The organism is Halopiger aswanensis (assembly GCF_003610195.1).
GTDB lineage: Archaea > Halobacteriota > Halobacteria > Halobacteriales > Natrialbaceae > Halopiger > Halopiger aswanensis.
In genome coordinates this window covers 252,965-271,718 of sequence record NZ_RAPO01000003.1, presented here as the reverse complement: position 1 = coordinate 271,718, position 18,754 = coordinate 252,965, and the positions used below count along the sequence as shown (strand labels likewise).

19 protein-coding genes are annotated in these 18,754 nt (G+C 66.6%); 13 read left to right on the top strand and 6 right to left on the bottom strand.

Going from position 1 to position 18,754, the window contains the following annotated elements:
• Positions 1-34: 34 nt before the first annotated feature.
• Complete coding sequence (locus tag ATJ93_RS15310; RefSeq protein ID WP_245977597.1) at positions 35-868, top strand: alpha/beta fold hydrolase; 834 nt, start codon at positions 35-37, stop codon at positions 866-868.
• Between the two features lie 80 nt (positions 869-948).
• Here the strand turns inward: ATJ93_RS15310 and ATJ93_RS15305 are convergent, their stop codons facing one another.
• From ATJ93_RS15305 to ATJ93_RS15295, 3 genes are all read right to left on the bottom strand, one after another.
• A complete protein-coding gene (locus tag ATJ93_RS15305; protein ID WP_120245518.1) occupies positions 949-1,752 on the bottom strand; it encodes an ABC transporter permease in 804 nt (267 codons plus the stop codon).
• Positions 1,752-2,780, bottom strand: a complete 1,029-nt coding sequence (locus tag ATJ93_RS15300) for an ABC transporter ATP-binding protein (RefSeq protein ID WP_120245517.1) — start codon at positions 2,778-2,780, stop codon at positions 1,752-1,754. Before ATJ93_RS15300 ends, ATJ93_RS15305 begins: the two co-directional genes overlap by 1 nt.
• Before the next feature lie 126 nt (positions 2,781-2,906).
• Positions 2,907-4,085: a CBS domain-containing protein gene (locus tag ATJ93_RS15295; RefSeq protein ID WP_120245516.1), complete on the bottom strand. Its 1,179-nt coding sequence runs from the start codon at positions 4,083-4,085 to the stop codon at positions 2,907-2,909.
• A gap of 202 nt (positions 4,086-4,287) precedes the next feature.
• Here ATJ93_RS15295 and ATJ93_RS15290 point away from each other — a divergent pair, with 202 nt between their 5' ends.
• From ATJ93_RS15290 to ATJ93_RS15280, 3 genes are all read left to right on the top strand, one after another.
• Positions 4,288-4,533: a phenylalanine--tRNA ligase subunit alpha gene (locus ATJ93_RS15290; protein ID WP_120245515.1), complete on the top strand. Its 246-nt coding sequence runs from the start codon at positions 4,288-4,290 to the stop codon at positions 4,531-4,533.
• A gap of 202 nt (positions 4,534-4,735) precedes the next feature.
• Positions 4,736-5,266 (top strand): 50S ribosomal protein L16, encoded by a 531-nt coding sequence (locus tag ATJ93_RS15285; RefSeq protein ID WP_120245514.1) that lies wholly within the window; start codon positions 4,736-4,738, stop codon positions 5,264-5,266.
• Positions 5,267-5,618: 352 nt separating this feature from the next.
• On the top strand, positions 5,619-6,491 hold the full coding sequence (locus ATJ93_RS15280) for an ATP-grasp domain-containing protein (protein ID WP_120245513.1): 873 nt from the start codon (positions 5,619-5,621) through the stop codon (positions 6,489-6,491).
• A 171-nt stretch (positions 6,492-6,662) separates the two neighbouring features.
• Here ATJ93_RS15280 and ATJ93_RS15275 read toward each other — a convergent pair whose 3' ends face one another.
• Both ATJ93_RS15275 and ATJ93_RS15270 read right to left on the bottom strand, forming a co-directional pair.
• Entirely contained in the window at positions 6,663-7,064 is a 402-nt protein-coding gene (locus ATJ93_RS15275; RefSeq protein WP_120245512.1) for an Hsp20/alpha crystallin family protein, read from the bottom strand.
• 131 nt (positions 7,065-7,195) lie between these two features.
• Positions 7,196-8,281, bottom strand: a complete 1,086-nt coding sequence (locus tag ATJ93_RS15270; RefSeq protein WP_120245511.1) for a type II glyceraldehyde-3-phosphate dehydrogenase — start codon at positions 8,279-8,281, stop codon at positions 7,196-7,198.
• A 259-nt stretch (positions 8,282-8,540) separates the two neighbouring features.
• Here ATJ93_RS15270 and gap point away from each other — a divergent pair, with 259 nt between their 5' ends.
• From gap to ATJ93_RS15235, 7 genes are all read left to right on the top strand, one after another.
• The gene (gap, locus tag ATJ93_RS15265; RefSeq protein ID WP_120245510.1) at positions 8,541-9,614 is read left to right on the top strand and encodes a type I glyceraldehyde-3-phosphate dehydrogenase; all 1,074 of its coding nucleotides are present in this window, start codon (positions 8,541-8,543) and stop codon (positions 9,612-9,614) included.
• A gap of 81 nt (positions 9,615-9,695) precedes the next feature.
• Positions 9,696-10,907, top strand: a complete 1,212-nt coding sequence (locus ATJ93_RS15260; RefSeq protein ID WP_120245509.1) for a phosphoglycerate kinase — start codon at positions 9,696-9,698, stop codon at positions 10,905-10,907.
• A 74-nt stretch (positions 10,908-10,981) separates the two neighbouring features.
• A complete protein-coding gene (locus tag ATJ93_RS15255) occupies positions 10,982-11,863 on the top strand; it encodes a hypothetical protein (protein ID WP_245977594.1) in 882 nt (293 codons plus the stop codon).
• A gap of 25 nt (positions 11,864-11,888) precedes the next feature.
• A complete protein-coding gene (locus ATJ93_RS15250) occupies positions 11,889-12,866 on the top strand; it encodes an aminopeptidase (RefSeq protein ID WP_120245508.1) in 978 nt (325 codons plus the stop codon).
• Positions 12,867-12,931: 65 nt separating this feature from the next.
• Positions 12,932-13,951: a DUF7351 domain-containing protein gene (locus ATJ93_RS15245; protein WP_120245507.1), complete on the top strand. Its 1,020-nt coding sequence runs from the start codon at positions 12,932-12,934 to the stop codon at positions 13,949-13,951.
• Positions 13,952-14,015: 64 nt separating this feature from the next.
• Complete coding sequence (locus ATJ93_RS15240) at positions 14,016-15,104, top strand: M23 family metallopeptidase (protein ID WP_120245506.1); 1,089 nt, start codon at positions 14,016-14,018, stop codon at positions 15,102-15,104.
• A 96-nt stretch (positions 15,105-15,200) separates the two neighbouring features.
• Positions 15,201-15,869 (top strand): HVO_0476 family zinc finger protein, encoded by a 669-nt coding sequence (locus ATJ93_RS15235; RefSeq protein WP_120245505.1) that lies wholly within the window; start codon positions 15,201-15,203, stop codon positions 15,867-15,869.
• A gap of 27 nt (positions 15,870-15,896) precedes the next feature.
• On the opposite strand, the gene ATJ93_RS15230 is transcribed toward ATJ93_RS15235, so the two are convergent.
• Positions 15,897-16,841: a bile acid:sodium symporter family protein gene (locus ATJ93_RS15230; RefSeq protein WP_120245504.1), complete on the bottom strand. Its 945-nt coding sequence runs from the start codon at positions 16,839-16,841 to the stop codon at positions 15,897-15,899.
• A 242-nt stretch (positions 16,842-17,083) separates the two neighbouring features.
• Here ATJ93_RS15230 and ATJ93_RS15225 point away from each other — a divergent pair, with 242 nt between their 5' ends.
• Positions 17,084-17,758 (top strand): protein-L-isoaspartate(D-aspartate) O-methyltransferase, encoded by a 675-nt coding sequence (locus ATJ93_RS15225; RefSeq protein ID WP_120245503.1) that lies wholly within the window; start codon positions 17,084-17,086, stop codon positions 17,756-17,758.
• Between the two features lie 94 nt (positions 17,759-17,852).
• Positions 17,853-18,614: a protein-L-isoaspartate O-methyltransferase family protein gene (locus ATJ93_RS15220; RefSeq protein ID WP_120245502.1), complete on the top strand. Its 762-nt coding sequence runs from the start codon at positions 17,853-17,855 to the stop codon at positions 18,612-18,614.
• The last annotated feature ends 140 nt before the right edge of the window (positions 18,615-18,754 follow it).

The window sequence follows — 18,754 nt, the reverse complement described above, 5'->3', positions numbered from 1 at the left end:
CCCACTACCGATGCTTCCACTCCAGTCGAACTCAATGCCGGACGTCGATCTCGATCTGGATCGCGATCTGAACGTCGAGACGCTCGACCTCCCCGACGGCCGCACGCTCGCGTACGCGACCTACGGCCGCGAGGACGGGACGTCGCTGGTCTTTCACCACGGCGTCCCGGGATCGTGCGTCCTCGGCGCGGTCCTCTCCTATACTGCTCGGCAGCGCGGCGTTCGCGTGATCGCACCGAGTCGCCCCGGCTACGGCCGCTCCGATCCCCATCCCGACGGCACGCTCGAGACGTGGGCGGCCGACTGCCAGTACCTCGCCGACGAACTGGGTCTCGAGTCGTTCGCCGTCGCCGGCTTCTCCGGCGGCGGACCTCCGGCGCTGGCCGTCGCCGACCGGTTCCCGGACCGGGTCACCGCCGCGGGAATCGTCAGCGCGCCGGTGCCGGAGAGCGAGGGGCCGCTCGCGTCGCTCGCCCGGTTTCCCCGGCTGCTCGATATCGCGTTGCGCTGTTCGCGACTGCTCGCCCAGCGTCGCGGCGATCCGTTCGTCGTCGATCAGCTTACCGAGCGAGATCTCGACGACGTCACCGCACAACTCGTCGGCCACGATTTCCGGACCGGACTGGCGGGCCGGCCGTCGGGTGCGGTCCGCGAGACCCGATTCCTGGCCGGCGACTGGTCGCTCCCCGACCCCGAACCCGCTATCGAGACGACGGCCTGGCACGGGACTGCGGATTCGAACGTCCCGCTCGAGCCCGTCGAGCGCGTCTACGCGGACCGCTCGGACGTTACGTTTCGAACCGTCGAGAACGACCATCTTGGGACGTTGTTGTCGGTTCGCGAGGAGCTAGTTACCATCGCGACCTGATAGTTCGGCAGTGACGCACGGTCTCGAGATAGTCCTCGTCGAGAACAATGTAGAAACCAGTCAGCAGGACGGGTTCTCGGTCAGTCTGTCAATCCGTAGCCGGTCTTGAACAGGTAGATGTCGATCGCGAGGACGACAGCCGTGACCGTCGTCAACACGCCCAGCGAGAACAGCGGGGCGAGGTTGCCGTAGGGAGCCGGAAGGATGCCGACCGCGATCAGATCCGAGTAGCCCAGCAGCCCGTACCGGACGCTGTCGACCATGTAGACCATCGGATTCACCAGCGAAATTTGGACCTGCCAGGCCTGCTCGAACGTCTCGAGCGAGTAGAACACGGCGCCAAAGAAGACCAGCGGCCGGAGGATGAACTGGTTCATGACGGTCAGGTCGTCGAAGTCCCGTGCGACGAGGCCGCCGATGATTCCGAGGCCGGCAAAGAGCGCCGTAATGACGACCATCGTCGCGACGAGGAACAGGCCGTGCTCGATGCTGATCGGGACGAACAGGCGGCCGACGACGGCGATGATGACGCCGACGATCAGTCCCCGGACCGCGCTGGCAGCGACGTAGGCGACGACCATCTCGGCGTAGGACAGCGGCGAGGTCAGCGTCTCGTGGATGTACTCGTTCCACCGCCCGTGGAAGATCGAGAACGAGGCGTTCTCGAAGGCGTTCGAGATGGCTCCCAGGACGATGAGCCCGGGGACGATGAAGAGGATGTACGGGAAGCCCGCGATCTCGTCGATCCGGCCGCCGAGGATGAGCCCGAAGACGGCGAAGTAGAGCACGTTCGTGATCGCCGGCGGCATGAACGTGTTCTTCGGGCGGCGGACGAACCGCAGGACCTCGCGCCGGAAGAGGGCGCGGAAGCCGACTGACAGCATTAGGCGACCCCCTCCTGTTCGCGTTCGGCCGTGTCACCGCGCTCGCCGTCCTCGTTGTCACCGTCACCGCCGCTCGAGGCCGACGACGCCGACGACCGCGTCACCGTCCGATCCTCGCTGCGGGTAAGGTCGACGAAAATCTCCTCGAGCGACGTACGCGTGATCTCGAGGTCGGCGATCTCGTAGCCCTTCGCCTCGAGGTCGTTGAGCAGCCGCGGCGCGGTCGAGCCGCCGTCGTCGACGCGGACCTCGAGCCGGTCGCCGTCGAGCGTCGTCTCGTGGGCGTACTCGGCGCTCACGTCGGGCGTCATCGACGGAGCCGACTCGAGGCGCACCGAGATGGTGTCGGTCCCGCGTTCCTTGAGTTCATCCGGCGTCGCGACGGTCACCTTCCGGCCCTCGTTCATGATCGCAACCCGATCGCAGAGGCGCTCGGCCTCCTCGATGTAGTGGGTCGTCAGCAGCACCGTCGTCCCCTCCTCGTTGAGTTCGGTGACGAGTTCCCAGAGGTCGTGACGCAGTTGAACGTCGACGCCCGCCGTGGGCTCGTCCAGAATGAGCAGATCGGGGTCGGTGACGAGCGCGCGGGCGAGCAGCAGTCGGCGCTTCATCCCGCCGGAGAGCCAGTCGAAGCGCTCGTTGCGCTTGTCGTAGATGCCGACGCGCTTGAGGACCTCGTCGGCACGTTCGGCGGCCTCGTCCTCGGGGATTCCGTGGTAACCGGCCTTGTGCATCAGCACCTCCTTGATCGGAAAGAAGCGGTCGACGTTGAACTCCTGGGGCGCGAGCCCGATCGCGTCCCGGGCCTCGCGGTAGTCGTCCTCGACGTCGTAGCCGAAGACTCGCGCCTCGCCGCCGGTCTTGCGGACCAGCCCGACCAGCGTATTGATGAACGTCGTCTTGCCCGCGCCGTTGGGCCCGAGCAGGCCGAAGAACTCGCCCTCCTCGACGGTCAGCGACAGCTCCTGTAGGGCGCGCAAGTCCCCGTACTCCTTCACGAGATCGACGGTCTCGATGGCCGGTGGCATCGCCGAATCGTCGGCCCCGGCCGCGGTTAAGAATATTGGTCTCGGCCGTCGAGACGGTGGTTTCGGCCGGTTTTGCCGGATTTTCTCGTTAGTCCTGAACCGATCCGGGGATCGATCAGTCCACGATCAGTCCGCGGTCTGTGGCGGTCGCGACGGATTCAGGGCGCCGCTCTTCTGAACGATGTCGAAGGCGGTCATCACGTCCGTCCGCGAGATCAGCCCGACGAGGTCGCCGTCGTCCACGACGAGCAGGCGACCGATATCGTTCGCGCGCATGCGATCGATCGCCTCCATCGCGTCCGAATCCGGCGCGATCGTCTGCAGATCGGTCGTCATCACGTCCTCGACCGTGTATGCGTCGCGCTCGACCGGCTCGATCTCGCGCGCGTCGGATAGCGTCACGAGCCCGATCAGCCGGTCGCCGTCGTACGCGTCGCGCTCGACGACCGGATAGCCGGTGTGGCGCTCGCTGAACATCCGCTGGATCAGGTCCGCGATCGAGGTGTCCGGCTCGACAGTGTGGAGGTCGCCGGCCGGCGTCATGATATCGGAGACCGTGACGTCCTGGAAGGCCGCTTTCATCGTCACCTGCTGGGCCTCGCTCGAGGCGGCGATGTAGACGAAGAAGGCGACGCCGATGAGGATGATGTTCAGGTTGAACAGCCCGAACAGCCCCATGATGATCGCGAAGAACCGCCCGATGCCCGCGGCCTGCTGGGTCGCTTTGGCGTAGGGCTTCGAGCGGGCGAGAAACGCCCGGAGGACGCGACCGCCGTCCATCGGGAACGCGGGGAGCATGTTGAACCCTGCCAGCGCGACGTTCAGGATCGCGAGGTAGCCCAGGACGAATCGGACGCCGTTTAGCTCCGCGGGCGTCACGGCGAAGAGCCCGTAGGAGACGATTCCGACAAGCACGGAGACGATCGGACCAGCGATGGCGATGGTGAACTCCTGGCGCCAGTCTTCGGGCATCTCGGTGAACTGGGCGACGCCCCCGAACAGCCAGAGGGTGATCGAGTCGATCGGAAACCCGTACCGTTGGGCGGTCAGCGAGTGGCCGAGTTCGTGGAGGATCACGCCGACGAACAGGCCGAGCGCTGCAGCGAGGCCGAAGATCCAGGGGTTCGCGCCCGCGGCTACGGCCTCGACGTTAATCCCGGCGCCGAGCACGACGTTGAGCACCTCCGAGACCTCCTCGATCTGGGCGCCGATGAGGTAGGCGAACAGCGGGAGCACCAGCAGGAACGTGAAATCCAACTTGATGGGGATCCCGAACAGAGATCCGATCCGAAAGCTCCGCATCATGCTGTATGATTGCCGCGGCTGCTCCTTAAACACGCCGTTGACCCACGGTTTCGCTGATTGTTCCGGCGTCTCTCACCGGAATTCGTTCTCGAATAGTGGACGGTCATCTCCGATCCAAGATATATTATCACATACTTATCCAATAGTCCGTATAACCACCTTGCACCATAGAGTTATACAGGAGTTCGTGGACGGTGGATGTATGCTATCAGAAACGCAACAGCGTTCACCGGCCGACATCGACCCCTTACCCGCCGAACTCGAGTCCTCGCAGGGGAAACTCGTCTACCTCTTCCTCGAGGCGACCGGCGGCGCGACGCTGACCGACCTGCACCGATCGCTGGGGATGCAGAAGATGGCGATCCTGAGCGTGCTCGAGGCGCTCTCGGCGCAGAATCTCGTCGAGCGGACGGAGACGGAGTACGTGCCGGTTGCGGCGGCGAACTGAGCTTTGACACGTAACCGCGCCCGACCGCGCGCATGTGATCTACCTATCTGCCCCCTCTCTGCGGTTCGACCTCGGGCGCCCGCCAGAATGCGACCGTTTCTCACGCTTCATCCCCGTTCTTGCCTCGGTAGCCGCCCTGCTGGACGCGACGGTTCGAAGCCTTTATCCGCACGGTAGGCCTCCGTTTTCGTAAGTAACCACCATGTCCGACAAACCTGCCTCCATGTACCGGGAGATCAGTAAGCCGGCATACACCCGCCGCGAGTACATTACTGGCATCCCGGGCTCGAAGATCGCACAGCACAAGATGGGCGACATCAGCGCCGATCCCGAGGATTACCCGATCCAGATCAGCCTCGTTACCGAGGAAGAGGTCCAGATCCGTCACGGATCGCTCGAGGCCTCGCGCCTGTCGGCGAACCGCCACATGCTGAAAAACGCCGGCGAGAACAACTACAAGATGATCCTGCGCAAGTTCCCCCACCACGTCATCCGGGAGAACAAGCAGGCGACCGGTGCGGGTGCAGACCGTGTTTCCGACGGGATGCGCCAGGCGTTCGGGAAGATCGTCGGTACCGCCGCCCGCATCGACGAGGGCGAGCGCATCTTCACCGTCTGGTGTGACGTCGACGACGCCGAGTTCGCCAAGGACGCGTTCCGCCGCGCCTACAACAAGATCTCGCCGCCGTGCCGTATCGTCGTCGAGAAGGGCGAAGAGAAGCTGATCGCGTAAAACAGAACGAAATTTTACGCTGCGCTCTGGTTCGACGACGCCAGCATAGCTGGCGTCCGTCGTACCGACGCTCGGTAAAATTTCGATTAAAAGCACTCCTCCTTCCGTTCACTCGCTCTGTAGCGGCGCAAGCGCCGCAGTCGCTCGTTCACATCAGGCGTCGGCCCGCTCGTTCGCTTCGCTCACTCGCGGTCGATAGTAGTGCGGTAGCCTACCCTCCCCCGAGTCGCGCGGCTCTCACGGTGCTCGAGGCGCGCTCCCGGCCGACGTCGTGACTTGTGCCAGTCAGTATCCCTCGCTTGCGTGACCCGTCTCGAGCACCTTTTTGCTCCTCTGTTCCCGAGGGTCGAGTATGATCGATCTCGCCGTCGCCAACGATCAGGAAACGTTTCAGCGGATGGGGGAGCCGCTGGCCGAGCGCGGCATTCGGGTCCATCACGTGCCCGCGAGCGAGCGCGTAGTGGACCTAACCGAGCCGCCGTGGGGGCCCGACGAGTACGACGTCGGCTTCGTCTACCCCGGGCGGCTCATGGAGGGCGGCGTCGCCGACGCCTTCCTCGAGATCCCGTGGCTCAACGACCACGAGACGGTGCTCACCTCGCGGAACAAGGCCGAGGTGCTCGCGCGCCTCGAGCGGGCCGACCTGCCGGTGCCGCGGTCGGTGTACGTCTCGAACGACGTCTCGGAGGGCGAGCTAACCGACGTCTTCGAGCGGTTCGAGCCGCCGGTGGTGGTCAAGCCGAACTCGACCACGCGGGGCGTCGGGGTCGCGAAGGCCCACGACCTCGACTCGTTTTTGGGCATCTGCGACTACCTCTCGCTGGTTCACGACTACAAGGCGACGGGGGACCGCTCGTTTCTGGTGCAGGAGTACCTGCCCGACGCCGTCGACTACCGGGTGATGGTCCTCGAGGGCGAGTACGTCGGTGCGGTCGAGCGACGGCTGCCTGACGAAGCTGTGTCCGAGGGACAGTGGAAGCACAACGTTCACCGCGGAGCGGAAGCGACAGGAGTTGAACTACCGGACGAGCACCGCGAGCTGGCCGAGCGGGTCGCCGCGGAGCTCGAGATACCGTTTTTGGGCGTCGATCTGCTCGAGACCGAGGATCGGCTGGTGGTCAACGAGACGAACGCCCGGCCGACGATCGACGAGGCGACGAAGTACGAGCCGGACTTTTACGATCGACTCGCGGCTGCGATTCGGTCGACTGCAGAGGACGTGTAGGCACTCGGCCCCCGGCGCCTCGGCACCGTGCGGTCCGCTGGCGGCTGTCGGGTGCCGGTCGAAGAAGGCGGGTCGGCGCCGGAGCCGAAACTGAATTCGTGACGCAACGATGCGATCGCGGTCCGGCCGACGAAGCAGCACACAGCCGCGACGGTGACCGCGACGTCCCGCTTACTCGAGACTGATGTCGGACGATTCCTCGGCGGGGTCGAAGACGACCTCGAGCACGCCGTTGTTGTACGTTGCGGAGGCGGTGTGTTCGTTGACGCGGGTCGGCAGCGAGACGCGCTCGTCGTACTGGCGGTGGTCGCTGCCGGCGGAGATGGTCAGGGTCTTGCCGTCACACTCGAGTTCGATATTGTCCTTTTCCACGCCGGGGAGGTCCGCGACGACGCGGATCTCCTCGTCGGTCTCGTGGATGTCGACGTGGGTGTCCGCGCCGAAGCCGCTGTCAGCGTTGCTCGAGGTGTTGAAGTCGACGTTCCCGTCGGCACCGTTCATCATCTCGTTCATCATCCGTTCGATTTCGCGAAACAGGTCGTCGAAGGGTTCGTCGCGGTCGTCTCGGCGCATGGGTGTGCATAAGAAGGGAAGGTGCAAAAACTTTCCCCGCGCTTCGATCGATGAGCGGCGGCCGGTGCTCGAGGGGTCGTCGCTGTGCCTGCCGAGGCGGGCGCGCTTCGGTGCGGCTGCGAGTGTGCGTTTCAGTCGTCCGACGACACTCGCTCTGCGGCTTGCTGCTCGGTCGTCGGATTCTCGCGGCCGCGGAGCCGACCGAGATCGATGCCGAGCGTCTCGTTCGTCAACGATCGGCTCTCGGGACCGTCGAGCAGTCCGGTGAGCGCCCGGATCGCGTCGACGTTTTCCGGCACCACGTCGGCTTCCTGGTGGATCGCCTGCATGCAGTACAGGTCCCGTCCCTGCAGCGTGATCGACTCGCCCCAGATGCAGTTCTCCCAGATATCGCCGCGGGGACGGCCGGCGTCCATCGCGAAGTCCTTGAGCGTCCCGGCGCCGTCGATGCCGGCGTACTCCGGGATCGTGAGGAGTCGATCCTCCGCGCGGAACTGGTCGCGAACGTCGTCGACGCCGTCGGGCTCCTCCGCGAGGCTGACGTTGACGGCGTGGACGTGCATCATCGTCGTGGGGACCTTCAGGCCGATGGTGTCGATGTCGAGTTCGGGGAAAACGGTCTGGACGTCGGGGCCGTGGTGGGAGGGGATCGAGACCGGGTCCGGAACCGTGTCGTTGATCGGACCGCGGCCGGTCTGGTCGGGGTCGCCGCCCCGCCGGACCAGCGTGACGCGGGCCTTGTCGATGCCGTAGGTTTCGTGCAGCGGTGCGAGGAACCGGGAGAGTCCAGTCGTATTGCAGGAGACGACGCGGGCGTAGTCGGCGTCCTCGGCTTCTGCAAAGTTCGCTCGAGCGTTGAAGCTCACTTCGGCGACGGTCGCGTCCTCGCCGCCCTGAAAGATCGCGGGGGTGTCGTGGCGTTCGTACAGCGGGCGATTCTCGGCGCCGATGCCGGAGGGCGTGGCGTCGACGATCACGTCGCTTTCCGCGACGAGGTCGTCGACCGTGCCGGCCAGGTCGATGCCGATTTCACGGAACCCGTCGGCGCGGTCCGCGTCGGCGGCGTAGACGGCGTAGTCCGCCTCCGCGGCTCCGACTGCGACGTAGTCCGGACTCCGTTTCGCAACCCCGTGGACCGTCATGTCTGGTTGTGCGCGGACCGCGTCCGCAACGCGTTTGCCGATTGTTCCGTACCCGTTGATTCCGACCCGTATCATACGGATCGTTCTCCACCGCGAACGCTCATAACTGTTTTGCAGGAAATTGATAGATCTTAACTCGAAATTGAGTTACTCGAGTCAAATCGCAATAGGGGAGTGTGTGAACTAGTACACACCAAGGGATACCCACATATAAGGAATGTGGTAGTATGAAAACTTCCGGTAGCCGCCGGGATGCTGACAGATCTATACCGATCGTTCACCAACGTTTCGAAAGGGGCAACAACTTTAACGACGGGGCGCGTACTACTCGGATATGAGTGAACATTCGTACAGCGGTGGCGCGGGGTCGGACGGTGCGCTTCGGATCGGCCTGAACGGCTTCGGCCGAATCGGGCGTAACGTCCTGCGCGCGTCGCTGTCCTACGACAACGTCGAGATCGTCGCCATCAACGACGTGATGGACGCGGACGACATGGAGTATCTGCTCCAGTACGACTCGGTTCACGGGCGACTCGACGAGGTTTCCCGCGACGGCGACACGCTCCACATCGGCGACCGCGAGATCGAACTGCTCTCCGAGCGCGACCCGTCCCAGCTGCCCTGGGACGAACTCGACATCGACGTCGCCTTCGAGGCGACCGGCCTGTTCCGTACCTACGACGACGCATCCCAGCACCTTGAAGCCGGTGCCGACAAGGTCGTCATTTCCGCGCCGCCGAAGGGCGAGAAGGAGGTCCCGATGTTCGTCTACGGCGTCAACCACGACGAGTACGACGGCGAGGATATCGTCTCGAACGCCTCCTGTACGACCAACTCCGTCGCGCCCGTCGCGAAGGTGCTCGACGAGGAGTTCGGCATCGAGTCCGGTCTGCTGACGACCGTCCACGCCTACACCGGCACCCAGAGCATCGTCGACGGTCCCTCGAGCAAGCGCCGCCGCGGCCGCGCCGCCGCCGAGAACATCATCCCGACCACGACCGGCGCCGCGATCGCCGCCACCGAAGTCCTGCCCGAACTCGAGGGCAAACTCGACGGCATGGCGATCCGCGTCCCCGTCCCGAACGGCTCGATCACGGACTTCACCGTCGACCTCGAGGAAGACGTCACGAAGGAGGAACTCGAAGAGGCCTTCCGCGACGCCGCGGACAACGAACTCGCCGGCATTCTGGGCTACACCGACGAGGAGATCGTCTCGCGGGACATCATCGGCCTGCCGTTCTCCTCGTACGTCGACCTGGAGGCCTCGATGGTGCTCGAGGACGGCCTCGTGAAGGTCCTGACCTGGTACGACAACGAGTTCGGCTTCTCGAACCGCATGCTCGACCTCGCGACGTACGTCGCCGCCGAAGCGGACGACGTCGACGCCGAGGAAGCGGTCGCGCAGTAAGTCGACACCCCGCCCCATCCCGTCCCCGTCTATCGAACTTTTAAGCCCGTTCGCAGCCCTCTTTTCGCTACGATCAACACCATGACGACGTTCAAGACGCTCGACGACCTCGAGGCAGGACAGCAGCTACTGGTACGCATCGACATCAACGCCCCCGTCGAGGACGGGGTCGTCCAGGATAACCGCCGGTTCGCCCGCCACGCGGAGACGCTCGCGGAACTGCTCGAGGACGACCACGCGATCGCCGTCCTCGCCCACCAGGGCCGACCCGGTCGGGACACCTTCGTCTCGCTGGAGCAACACGCCGACATCCTCGCGGACCACCTCGATCGGGACGTCGACTTCGTCGCCGACACCTTCGGCGACGACGCGCTCGCGGCCATCGACGACCTCGAAAGCGGCGACGTGCTCGTGCTCGAGAACGCACGGATGTGCGACGAGGAACTCCCCGAGGAGGACCCGGAGGTCAAGGCCGAAACCGACTTCGTCCAGACCCTCGCACCCGAGTTCGACGCCTACGTCAACGACGCCTACTCGGCGGCCCACCGCTCGCACGCCTCGCTGGTCGGCTTCCCGCTCGTGATGGACGCCTACGCGGGCCGCGTGATGGAGGCCGAGTACACCGCAAACTCCGCGATCCAGGAGCGAGAGTTCGACGGCCCCGTCACGATGGTGCTGGGCGGCACGAAGGCCGAGGACCTCATCCCCGTCATCGAGCGGGTCGACGACACCGTCGACCGGTTCTGTCTGGGCGGCATCGTCGGCGAACTGTTCCTCCGGGCCGACGGCTACGACCTCGGCTACGACGTCGAGGGAACCGAGTTCTTCGACCACCAGTGGGCGGACCACCGGGAGACCATCGAGCGCGTTCTCGAGGAGTACGGCGACCGCCTGCACCTCGCGAGCGACCTCGCCTACGAAGACGACGACGGCGAGCGCGCCGAGGAAGCGGTCGCGGACATCGAGAAGGAGACCTCCTACCTGGACGTCGGCTCCGACACCGCCGACGAGTACGCCGACCTCGTCCGCGAGTCGGACGCCGTCTTCGTCAAGGGCGCACTGGGCGTCTTCGAGGACGAACGGTTCGCCGACGGCACCGTCGACGTGCTCTCCGCGATCGCCGAGACCGACTGCTTCTCCGTGATCGGCGGCGGCGACACCTCCCGCTCGATCGAACTGTACGGCCTCGAGGAAGACGACTTCGGCCACGTCTCGGTCGCCGGCGGTGCCTACGTCCGCGCGCTGACCGGCGAGGGACTCGTCGGCGTCGACGTGCTGCAACGCGAGGCGTAGGCGGCCGCGGTCGTTCCGATTTCGAATTTCATCGTCCACTACATTCTTGGTCGCAGCGCGTCCATCCGTTCGCAGTGGCGACCGAGAGCGAGATCGACAGCGATTCGGATTCCAATTCCGGTTCCGACGACCGGGCAGTAGACGCGGGGGACTCGAGCGGCAGTATCGGCGGCGACGGCGTCCGCGACGACGGCCCCGGCGGCGTCGATCCGGACACCCGCGCGCTCGCCCTCGAGGAAGCGCGGACGACCTTCGACTACCAGGTCGAGCGCTTGCGAGAGATCGACGCCAAGGCGATCGAGATTCTGAAGGCGAACCTGCTGATCATCGGGGTCTTCGTCACGGGGCTGTCGGTCGTCGGCCAGACCGACATCGACGTGCGCGCGTTCGTCAATCCCCACACCGCGTTCGGCGCCGTCCTCATGCTCGTCTCGACGGCGATCGCCGGCGTCACCTACACCACCTCGAACCTGCGCGGCGGCGTCGGCCGGGACGCACTCGAGGCGGCGCTTTCCGACGCCGCGTTCGCCGAGCGACTCGTGCGCAGCTACGGCGAGTGGATCGAGTACAACGCCGCGGTGACGGCGGTCAACGACGTGCTCGTCACGATCACGGTGTTGCTGATCGTCGATTCGTTCGTCTTCGTCGTCGTCGGGATCGGCGTCGGCGCAGCCGACCTTTCGCCGATCGGCGTCTGGGCGTCGTTCGCCGGGCTGACGCTCGCGCTCGGCTACCTGACGCACGTCGCCTATCAGATGGATCACGTCGGCTCCGTCGGCTCGAGCGAGGATCCGACGACGGCGACGTTCGACGGGGTTCGCCTCTCGAAGGGCGCGACGCGCGGACAGAGCCACGACGCGCTTCGGCGGACCGTCCAGGCGCGCGACGAGGGAACGACCGAGCCCGCCGAGCGCGAACGGAAACGGAAACGGAATTCCCGCGAAGGGAAGACATAACCCGGCGCTTGCCCCACATTGAGGCATGTCCGATTCTGCTGACTCAGATGCCGACCGTCGAACGGCGGCCCGGACGGCCGTCGAGCAGTGTCTCGAACTCGAGGCCGACGAGTCCTGCGTCGTCGTCACCGACGACAAGCGCGAACCTATCGGCGACGTCCTCTACGAAGTTGCAAGCGAGATCACCGACGACGCGACGATCGTCCGGTATCCGCCGGGCGAGCAGCACGGCGCCGAACCGCCGGCACCCGTCGCGGCTGCCATGCGCGGCGCCGACGCCTTCCTCGCGCCGACGACGAAGAGCCTGAGCCACACCCGCGCCCGGTCCGAGGCGACCGAGGCCGGCGCCCGCGGCGCGACCCTGCCGGGGATCACCGAGGAGGTGTTCCTCACCGGCCTCGACGCCGACTACGACCGCATCCGCGAGGAGTGCGAGCGCATGCTCGAGCGCGTCGCCGGCGCCGACGAGGTGCGGGTCACGACCGACCGCGGAACCGACATCACGTTCACGCTGGGCGATCGCGACTGGTTCGACGACACCGGCGACGTGAGCGAACCCGGTTCCTTCTCCAATCTCCCCGCCGGCGAGGTGTTCATCAGCCCCGAGTCCGCCGACGGCACCTACGTCGTCGACGGGACGATGCGCCCCCACGGGCTGCTCGAGGAGGGCCAGGAACTCGAGTTCGTCGTCGAGGACGGTCTCGTCACCGAGATTTCGGACGACGAAATCCGCCGGCAGGTCGAGGAGGCGGCCGAAGAAGTCGGCGACGCGGCATACAACCTCGCGGAACTGGGGATCGGGACGAACGTCGGCGTCACGGACCTCGTCGGCTCGGTCCTGCTGGACGAGAAGGCCGCCGGGACGATCCACATCGCCATCGGCGACAACGCCGGTATCGGCGGCGAGACGGAAGCGCCGCTGCACCTCGACGGCATCGTCCGCGACCCGACGGTCTTCGTCGACGGCGAACAGATCGACCTGCCGACGCCGAGCGAGCGGTAGCGTCGACGTCCTGTCTTCGATTCTCCGTCGAACGTTAAAGTCGCTCGAGCGCGTCGTCCTGTTCAATGCCCGACACGCGGAACGAGGACGACCAGGAATCGCGGCTCGACCTCGAGCCCGCAGACGCCTTCGCCGCGCTCGGGAATCCGATCCGCGTCGAGATCCTGCGGGCGTTTCTCGAGCACGCGCAGGCGGGCGCGGAAACGGGAACCGCCGAGCCCGTCGTCCGGTTCTCGACGCTGCGAAAGACCGTCGGGATCAGGGATTCCGGGCAGTTCCGATACCATCTCGAGCAGCTTCGGGGGCAGTTCATCGAGAAGTGCGACGGGGACGACGGGGGCGACGCGGACGAGACCGCCTCGGGTGCGGACGGCGACCGCGGCTACCGCCTCACGTACGCCGGTTCGGAGGTGATCAACGCGATCATCGCCGGCACCTACACCGACCGGGAACAGCGCGGCCCCGCCACCCTCGACAGCACCTGCGGCCGCTGCGGGACGACGGCCCGCGCGAGCTACCGGGACGGTATCCTCGAGGTAACCTGCGAGAACGACCACCCGTTGTTTCTCTGGGCGCTTCCGCCGAACGCCGCCGCCGCCGACGCCTCGCTCGAGGACATCGTCGACCTGGCGACGACGCTCGCCGTGCAGTCGTACGAACTGGTCGCGGACGGAACGTGTTCGGAGTGTTATTCGCCGGTCGAGCCCGGGATTCGGCTCCTCGAGGGGATTGAGACGGACAACGGTGACAGTACTACTGCCGCCGTCGACGGCCGGTCCGTTCGATTTACCGCACGCTGTGACGCCTGCGGCGCCCAGTGGGACGCTCCGGTCGGCTTCGTCCTGTTCACCCATCCGCGAGTCGATGCGCTCTATCACCGGCAGGGTCGGCCGATCCGCAGCCAGTACTGGTGGGACCTCGAGGTCGTCAGCGGCGACGGGGAGATTACGATCCTCGTAGCCGACGACGAACCGGAACGCGTCCGACTGAGCGTCGACGTCGGCGAGGCGCAGGTGCGTGCGACGATCGACGGGACGGCGCAGGTCGTCGCCCTCGAGATCGACCAGCCTGCAACGGACGAGTGACAGACAGTCTATAGAAATTCCTTTCGCCAAAGCTTGATTCGCTCGCCGGTGCAAGTGTCAGCGCATGGAGACGCGCCACCCGCTCGCACCCGATCCCGAACCCGAACCCGCCGACGACTCGGAGCGACTGTCGGGTATCCGCCGGCTCTTTCCGAGCCCGACGCTGATCGCGACCCTCGGCTTCCTCTCGGTGCCCGGGTTCCTGTACGAACCGCTCGAGGGGCTGCAGGTGTTCGCACTCTTTTTCCTCGCCGGACTGTGGCCGCTGGTCGCCGGAATCGGCGGGCTCGTCTACGGTGCGGTGAGGAACGCGACCGGTACCGAGACCGAACCCGGCGCCGAAGCCGAGGCTGCCGCCGACGAAGTGGAACCGACCGACTGGATCGATTCGGGCGATCGAGCCGTCAACGCTCGCGCCCTCGTTTCGATGCTCGTCCTGCAGTTCCAGCCGATCCTCCTCGTGACGGGACTGCTCCAACTGGCCGGTCACATCCCGATCGTCGCCCGCTACCGGGGCGATCTGCCGTCGGCGGAGACCTACGAGAGCGACGTCGACTACCGGCTGCCGCTCGAGGGGACCTGGACCGTCGTCAACGGCAGCCCGGATCGGGAGTATTCCCACTCGTGGGGGCTGCTCACCCAGCGGTACGCCTACGACTTCGTGATCACCGACGAGGCCGGCCGCACGACGGCGGGCGAGCGCGGGCCGCCCGAGGAGTACTACTGCTTCGGCGAGCCGATCCTCGCGCCGGCCGACGGCGTCGTCGTGAGCACCCGGGACAATCACCGCGACTACCACCGGACGAACGGCTGGATGGATCCGCTCCAGCGCTCCATTCTCGGGAACCACGTCGTGATCGACCACGAGAACGGCGAGTACAGCGTGCTGGCGCACCTCCAGCGCGGCAGCGTCGCCGTCGAACCCGGCGAGCGCGTGGAACGGGGGCAGCAGGTTGCGCGCTGTGGTAACTCCGGAAACACGACCGAACCGCACCTTCACTTCCACCTGCAGGATCGGTCGTCCTTTTTCCTCGGGATGGGGCTCCCGATCCGGTTCAGCGACGTTCGCACCGACCATCCGCGGACCGCGGCCGAAACCCGCGAGGAGACGTACGTCCACGCGGGCCAGCGGGTGGCACACGTCGGCGAGTGAGACCGCGTCGCACCGCTCGGACTCGAGACGGTTCGAAACCAGCGGTGGCGAGGCCGGTCCAATCGCCTTTTCAATGCGTGGCGTCTAGAGCGTGCTATGAGCGATACATCGGAGATCCCCGACCGGGTCCCCACGCCCTGCCCCTCGTGCTCGCCGGAGCTCGAGACGGTCCACGAGGTCCTGACCGCCAGCGAGGGCGGCGGGACCGTCACCGTTCGCTGCAGCGAGTGCGGACACGTCCACAAGGTACAGCCCGAACAGGAGAGCGAGGTCACTCTCGACGTCGTCGTCTCGCAGGAGGGCGAGTCCTTCACCGCGAACGTCACGACCCCCGAGGACGAGACCGTCGAGGTCGGCGACGAGTTCATCTTAGAGACCGAGGAGGTCCTCTCGACCGTCCGCGTGACCAGCGTCGAACTCGAGGGCCACCGCCGCGTCGAGGAGGCGCCGGTCGACGAGGTCGCGACGGTCTGGACCCGCGAGGTCGACAACGTCGCGGTCAACGTCACGGTTCACCCGCAGGACGGCCGGCGCGACGACAGCCGCTCGATTACGGTCCACGTGCCGGGCGACTACGAGTTCGAGGTCGGCGCGGTTGAGGAGTTCGGCGACGACGAGATCGAGATCGACGCCTTCGTCGTCCGCGACGACGCGACCGGTTACGACCGCGACCGCTACGAGATGGAGGGCGACACGGTCCTCGCGAAGGACGCAAAGCGCGTCTACGCCTACGATCAGACGACCAGCGCCTGGTCGGCCTGGTAACCTCGTTTTCTCCGCGATTCTCCACGGCTAATCGTCGGCGCGAGCAGCGGTCACGGTCGCCGACGACCGGGCTGTGCCGCTCGAGGCGAGCCGGGTGACGAGCGAACTGCTCACGAGCTGCTGGGCCACGTGGAACGCGGTGATGCTGGCGATCACCGCGCCGCTGCCGACGGTCGCGCCGACCATCACCGACACGCTCAGGTTCTTCATCGAACTCGAGAAGAGCACGGTGATGCAGTCGTCACTGCGTGCTCCGCGTGCGTACAGCGCGTATGCCAGTCCCGCGCTGAGACCCAGTGCGGCCACCGCGAGCCCGCTCACGAATGCCAGCTGCACGATGTCGATGGAGCTGCTCGAGGCGCCGACACCCGCGTAGATTAGGACACCCATCGTCGCGAGGGAGAACGCGTCCAGCCGGTCGTCGGAGACGGCGCCGTTCGGGACCAGGCGGGCGAGGACGCCGCCGCCGGCGACGATGGCGGCGAGTTCGACGACGATCCCGGCCGCGTCGATATCGACCGTCGAGCCGGCGAACGCGGCGACGATCGAGGGCATCACGAGCGGCGACAGACACAGCGACAGGAGGGCGATCACCGTCGCCAGGAACGTGTTCCCGCCGCTCAGGCGCGTCCAGATGATCGAACTACCGGCGGTCAGCGGCGCGGCGAGGACGATCAACACGCCGAGCAGCGCCTCCCCGGACAGCACCGCGGCGGCGATCGGATACAGCGCGAGCGGCGTGAGCAGGTAGAGCCCGGCCAGCGAGACGAGGACCGGCAGCGAGGCGTTTCGGCCCGTCATCTCGCCGAGGCTGAACCCGTAAAACGAGGTGAAGATCAGTCCCGCGACGAGCAGCGGGATGATCGGTTGCAGCGGGGCGGCGAAGTGGGGGACCGCCACGCCGGCGACCGTCGCGGCGAGGACGACGAGCAGCGACCGTTGCGAGCGAAGGAGCGTCCGGAGAGAATCCATATCTCGAGCGATAGCAGCGAGTATTCGAAAGGGCGCACATAGGCCTTTTTACCCGCGCTCGATCGCGTTCGGCCGCTGTCATCTCTCGGCGTCGCGTCGGCGAGTGCGAGCGCGAGCACGAGTGCACTCGACGGCGATCGGCCCCTCGCGTATCGACGGTCCGAACGGGTCTCGCCGGGAATTCGATCGCTGCCGGCATTCGCGCCCAACATCCTATTGCCGGCGCCGTGCTAGTCTCGGGCATGTTCGATCGATTCCGCTCGAGTCCCGACGGCGACGCCGATGCCGACGACGGCGAGTACGAAGCCGCCCGCGAGCGAATGGCCCGAACCGTCGCTCACAGAGTCGCGGACGACCGGGTCCTCGAGGCCCTCGAGGCGGTTCCGCGCCACGAGTTTGTCCCGCCGGATCGGCGGCGCAACGCCTACGCGGACCGGCCGCTACCGATCGCCGACGGACAGACGATCAGCGCACCCCACATGGTCGCGGTCATGGCCGACCGACTCGACCTAGAGCCCGGCGACGAGGTGCTCGAGATCGGGACCGGCTGCGGTTACCACGCCGCGGTCACCGCCGAGATCGTCGGCGCGGAGCACGTCTACAGCGTCGAGTACGGCGAGGACCTCGCCGAGCAGGCCCGCGAGCGACTCGCGGAGACGGGCTACGACGCGGTCGCCGTCCGCGTCGGCGACGGGCGCGACGGCTGGCCGACCCACGCACCATACGACGCAGCTTACGTCACCTGCGCGACGCGGGAGCTGCCGGAGCCGGTCGTCGAACAGGTCCGGCCCGGCGGCCGCATCCTCGCTCCCGTCGGCGCCGGTCACCAGACGCTCGTGCAGGCCGACAAGCGCGAAGACGGGTCGCTCGAGCGGACCGAACACGGCGGCGTTCGGTTCGTACAGATGCGCGGCTAACGCTACGGTCGCGACCTCGAAACCGCACGACTGCACGAACCAGGGTGGGTAGCGCAAGCGCGCCATTCATAACCGCCGATCGAATACCGCGAGTATGGACCCCGCGGTACTCCGGGAAGACATGGTCGACGGCCTCGAGTCCGCCGCCAAGGACGTCCTCCAGGACGAGGCCGTCGCCGTCGCCATGCGAGACGTCCCCCGCCACGAATTTATCGACGACGAGCGGGCCGCCTACGCCGATCGCGAACACGAGGCCTTCGGCACCCGCGTGCTCGCGCCGAGCACGGCCGCCCGAATGCTCCAGGCGCTCGACCTCGAGGACGGCCACTCCGTGCTGATCGTCGGCGCCGGCGTCGGCTACACGGCCGCCGTCGCGGCCGAACTCGTCGGCGACGCGAACGTCCACGCCGTCGACATCGCCCGCCCGCTCGTCTACGAGGCCCGCGGCAACCTCGCGTCGGCCGGCTACGAGGGCGTCCTCGTCGACTGCCGCGACGGCGCCGACGGCCTCCCCGAGTACGCCCCGTTCGACCGCATCCTGCTCGAGGCCGCGGCCGTCGATCCGCCGCGGGCGCTGCGCAGGCAACTGGCGGACGACGGCCGCCTCGTGTTCCCGCGGGGCTCGCAGTCCCAGCGCCTCGAGGTCGTGACGGCCGACGGGGAGCGCGAGCAGCGCGGTCCCGTCGCCTTCGATCCGCTGCTCGTGGACGGCGAACAGTCCGGCGCCGTCGAACGCAATCGAACGGCCCGCGAGGACGTCGAACACGCCCAGCGTCGCGCGGAGTCGCGACGCGGCTGGGAGCAGGACTGGATCGAGTGGGACGACGCGATCGACTCGCAGTCACGGCCGCGGTAGTACCCTCTCAAAACGAGTTCGCGCGCACGCTCGCGACGCAGCCGCTACGCTCGAGAACGAGTCGTCCGAAGCAAGTGGGGGTGGGGGATTGGGGGTGGCGATAGCCTATCGCAGATCGCCATTTCTTCGTACGGGTTGAT